Here is a 4,378-nt window from a genome sequence, read left to right as displayed (position 1 = left end):
CCGGCGCAATGCGACCAACCCACCCCACCCAAGGTGCTGGTTCGGCACAAAACTCATATAGGGACAGATCAATGCCATTTTTAACACACCGACAACGGTTGGCAAAGCTAAATGTTTCTGCCTGTGCTAGAGAGTGGACGCCAATCGTACCAGGAAACTGCATTGCTACCTGTTCAATAATTCCATCCATCGCCTCCGTCAACGAACCCATGCTGACTAAGTGGACAACGGGGATAGTGAAAAAGGACGTTAGGTAGAACGGCAACCAGTCATAGGCGAAGTTGAGGATTAAGTCATAATGGGTTTGAGCCTGTCGGGCATAGTCCCACATATTCGCCAACACGGAATACGCTGGAATAATTGTTGGTGCATCTCGCCCTTGAGTTTGGGCGCTAATTTGTGGATTCCCAGCAATTTCAACTAGTGGCATACCCCAAGCTGTAGACCCTTGTGAAGCAACAATAGTAAGGGCATGACCTCGGTGTATTTGCTCCGTCGCGATGTTACGTAGGGTTAGTTCAACACCACCCCCTAATCCTGAACCTAAGGGGCCAATTGGATTGGACAGGAATAGCAGCCTAAGTGAATTGCTGAGCACCTTGGTCATTGGTTTAGCGTTGGTCAAGAGTAGCTTATTGAGTATGAGCTAAAACATCCCTGAATACTACGCTTTTATTCAGCTATGCAAAGGAAAAAATTTTTTCTTAGGACATTAATCAAAACAATTACTCTAGTTTCTGTAGTTTTCTTAACGATTACAACCGTTGATTACTACTTCAGCGGTAATTATGAGATGTATCCAGTAGCTGTTTTTGACCTAGGTCAAAAACGCTCAGTGTTTGTTCTTACAGAAATTATACCTACCGCTCCGGTACAATCCTACTATTACCGAGTTAGAATAGCCAGTCAAATCATAGTGCAAAATTCTCATATTAATTATGGAAGTATATGGATTAAAAGACCCGATTTAATACATGGGCGTCCAACCTTTACCCTAGTTACTGCAAACAAGAATGACTTAGTTGCTCTTGTAGAGAAATCAGAGCCACGTATTGTACTGGCGCTTCACGATTTTACTTCAGGGGAGAGCTGGCCTAGATCTGGCAATTCTCAGAAGGCTAAATTATTACTGAAAAAGTTAGCTGAGTTCAACCCTGGCTCTGAATATGTTCTCGCCGAGTGATATCAAATCTGGGGCAGCTACCTCCCTTTTTTGAATCAACCACAGAGGCTCAGAGTTCTCAGAGTAGAGAATAAGAGGAGGTAAGAGAATAATAGGGGTTATGGATAGGGATGTGGTATGACTCATGAACGTGCCACTACCACCCGGGTTACTGTTATAGCGGTTCTCGGTTGGATGTCGGTACACTCTGACCTCTCTCCAAACCTCTCTCCTACAAGGAGAGAGGCTTTGATTCTTTCTCCCCTTCCCTACAAGGGAAGGGGCAGGGGGTTAGGTTATTGTGATGTACTTCACGCATCTGAGGAACGATATATATTACTTCGCTTGTTAACTATCAGCCTAGCTTCTTCTACTGCTGCGATAGCATTTCGACATCTGGCTCTTTGATGTTGACAGGAATTGATGTCGAATTAACATATTGAGATGCTTCTAAGATGCGTTCTGTACTCTGTAGCACGACCTCACTATTACTTTGGTTGATGGATTCAACAACTAGGTCTTGGTTGTGGACAGCAGCAGGTTGCCGGAAAAGTGCTTGGAATTTCTGCGCTATTACCTCACGCTGATTAATCAGATAAATACTGACCAATGTCATGCTGACACCAAACCACTGTAGAGGACTGAGGACTTCTGACAAAAGCAAGTTGCCAAACAGCAGGGCAAATACGGGAGTTAAGAAAGTTAAGGCACTCAAGCTAGTGAGATTACCGCTAGAGGCAAAATAGAAAAACAGAGCGTAGGCGATCGCACTGCCAAAAATCGTAGAATAAGCCAATGCTGCCCAGCCATTCAGGTCAATATTGACCCACTGTTGGGACTCCCAAACACCTGAAAGGCCAAATAAAGGTAATCCACCGATAATCATGTGCCAGCCGGTCGCCGTGACAGGGTCAGCATATCGTGTCACATATCGAATCATGACTGTCCCTACCGCCATCGACAGGGATGCCAACAGCATCAGCCACTCGCCACTTTGAAAGAGCTGCTGCAAGCTAAGATCTAAAGTCACGGAACCGCCTTGGAATAGGCTCAAAATCCACTCATCCGGCAAACCAATCAGACTGATTCCCAAGACTCCAATACCCAGTCCTAACCAACCCCATAGGCCAATAATTTCGCCAAACAGCAACCCTGACATCAGCGCCACCGCTAGGGGTTGAGAGTCTATCATCACTGAACCTAAACCTGCCCCAGTTCTCACCAGTCCCTCGGCAAGAAATCCTTGAAACAACGCCCCATCCACCAAGGCAAACAAGCTAATCCACAGCCATGCCGCCCAACCCTTTGGCTGGGGACGCCCCATTAACGCGGCTGCCACCAATACTAAAATTCCTGCTGGGACTAAACGCACCCCCGCCATAAACAGCGGGGTTGTGTTTGGGATGACGCCTTTCATCGCTACCATCGCCGTTCCCCACAGGAAAAACGGAGCGATGAGCAATAAGGGTGTAAGCGGAGAGGAGAGATTAGTGATTTTTATCTGCATGAGGTCGCTTTAGTGCTGGGCTAAACAACGATGAGAGGCTCAACTATGTTTTTTATATTTCTTTACATAATTCTACTGAATTATTCTAATGTGTTAAGGACAGGAGACAAACTAGCAAGATTCTCAATCCGGCCTCTGAGAGCTGTATCGATCCGGACAAAAGCGAAACCGAACTTAATCGTGCAAACTAGAAGATATCCAGTCTGTGGATTTTTAAGATTACCTGTTTAACTCAAAACGACTCAACAACTCATGATCTGGCCTTTCAAGACCAACTCTCGTAAACAAATTGCTCGAATTGAAGTCACTGGTGCGATCGCGAGTGCCACGCGCAAACGGGTACTTGAAGCCCTGAAAACCGTTGAAGAGAGGAAGTTCCCCGCCCTACTCCTGCGAATTGACAGTCCTGGAGGCACCGTTGGCGATTCCCAAGAAATTTACTACGCACTCAAGCGACTGCGAGAGAAGGTCAAAATTGTCGCCAGCTTCGGCAATATCTCAGCGTCTGGGGGAGTTTATATCGGCATGGGAGCCGAGCACATCGTGGCGAACCCCGGTACGATTACTGGAAGTATTGGGGTAATTCTACGAGGAAACAACCTGGAGCGCCTATTAGAAAAAGTCGGAGTCTCCTTCAAAGTTATTAAGTCTGGCCCTTACAAAGACATTCTCGCCTTTGATCGCGAACTGACCGAGCCAGAAAAGAATATTCTGCAAGAAATGATCGATACCAGTTATCAGCAGTTTGTCCAAACTGTTGCTGAAGGCCGAAATCTGGCAGTAGAAGCGGTGAAAAGCTTTGCCGATGGTCGAATTTTCACAGGTCAGCAAGCTGTAGAACTTGGCATTGTTGACCGATTGGGAACAGAAGAAGATGCTCGTCGCTGGGCCGCTGAACTGGCAGGTCTTGACCCGGAGAAAACGAAGTGTTACACCTTTGAGGAACCGAAACCGTTATTAAACCGTATCCTAGGCGGTAGCCGTAGCCAGATGGCGTCAGGGTTATCATCTGGGATAGATTGGTTAGAGTTTGAGCTATCTACCAGCGGTCAACCGTTGTGGTTATATAGACCTTAATAAGAATTCTAGATTTTAGAAGGTTGTGAAATCGAAAATTCAAGATGAAAAATTGGAGGATGAAATAGGTGGAGTGGCGAGTTCGAGCGATTCGTGGGGCGACGACTGCCTCAGAAAACACAGTCGAGGCCATCAGAGAAGCAGTAACAGAACTATTGAACGAACTGGAAGCTGGAAATCAGCTCGATCCTGATGAGATTATCAGTGCGATCTTTACAACCACACAAGATTTGGACGCTATTTTTCCCGCCGCGATCGCACGAGAACGTTCCCACTGGGATAATGTTGCTTTACTCGATGTGCAGCAAATGCATGTGAAGGGGAGTCTCAAGCGATGTATCCGATTTTTAATCCACGTCAATACCCCAGTATCCCAGGCTGAGATTTACCACCCCTATCTGCGTGGAGCTAAAAATTTACGACCCGATTGGAGCTTATCTCAACTTAGCCGAACAGTACCTTCTGCTGTTCAAACTCGTCGCTGATTGAGGTAGAACTACCCATTAAGGGGATGATTTTCTTTTTAGAGGCAGGTCTTGTAAGGTAATCCCGTTGCTAATTCATAGACTATCATTAGGGGCGAAGATTGTTCGTCCCTATAATAGTTGGGACTGAAAAATTGGAATACCTTC

4 protein-coding genes and 1 pseudogene are annotated in these 4,378 nt (G+C 46.1%); 3 read left to right on the top strand and 2 right to left on the bottom strand.

Annotation, left to right across the window (positions count from 1 at the left end):
• Window positions 1-607: pseudogene (locus V6C93_RS12620) on the bottom strand (UDP-glucose--tetrahydrobiopterin glucosyltransferase); the annotation flags it as partial.
• A 75-nt stretch (window positions 608-682) separates the two neighbouring features.
• Here V6C93_RS12620 and V6C93_RS12615 point away from each other — a divergent pair.
• A complete protein-coding gene (locus tag V6C93_RS12615) occupies window positions 683-1,183 on the top strand; it encodes a hypothetical protein (RefSeq protein WP_333477011.1) in 501 nt (166 codons plus the stop codon).
• Between the two features lie 349 nt (window positions 1,184-1,532).
• Here V6C93_RS12615 and V6C93_RS12610 read toward each other — a convergent pair whose 3' ends face one another.
• Window positions 1,533-2,669, bottom strand: coding sequence for a DMT family transporter (locus tag V6C93_RS12610; protein ID WP_333477010.1), 1,137 nt, complete (start codon window positions 2,667-2,669; stop codon window positions 1,533-1,535).
• Between the two features lie 252 nt (window positions 2,670-2,921).
• Here V6C93_RS12610 and sppA point away from each other — a divergent pair, with 252 nt between their 5' ends.
• Both sppA and aroH read left to right on the top strand, forming a co-directional pair.
• Window positions 2,922-3,746: a signal peptide peptidase SppA gene (gene sppA, locus V6C93_RS12605; RefSeq protein ID WP_333477009.1), complete on the top strand. Its 825-nt coding sequence runs from the start codon at window positions 2,922-2,924 to the stop codon at window positions 3,744-3,746.
• Between the two features lie 68 nt (window positions 3,747-3,814).
• On the top strand, window positions 3,815-4,231 hold the full coding sequence (gene aroH, locus V6C93_RS12600; RefSeq protein WP_333477008.1) for a chorismate mutase: 417 nt from the start codon (window positions 3,815-3,817) through the stop codon (window positions 4,229-4,231).
• Window positions 4,232-4,378 lie beyond the last annotated feature (147 nt).

Origin of the sequence: Allocoleopsis sp. (assembly GCF_036703385.1) — a bacterium.
Taxonomy (GTDB): Bacteria; Cyanobacteriota; Cyanobacteriia; order Cyanobacteriales; family Coleofasciculaceae; genus Allocoleopsis.
Note: the sequence above shows the minus strand (reverse complement) of the source record. Positions and strands in the feature narration are given on the sequence as shown.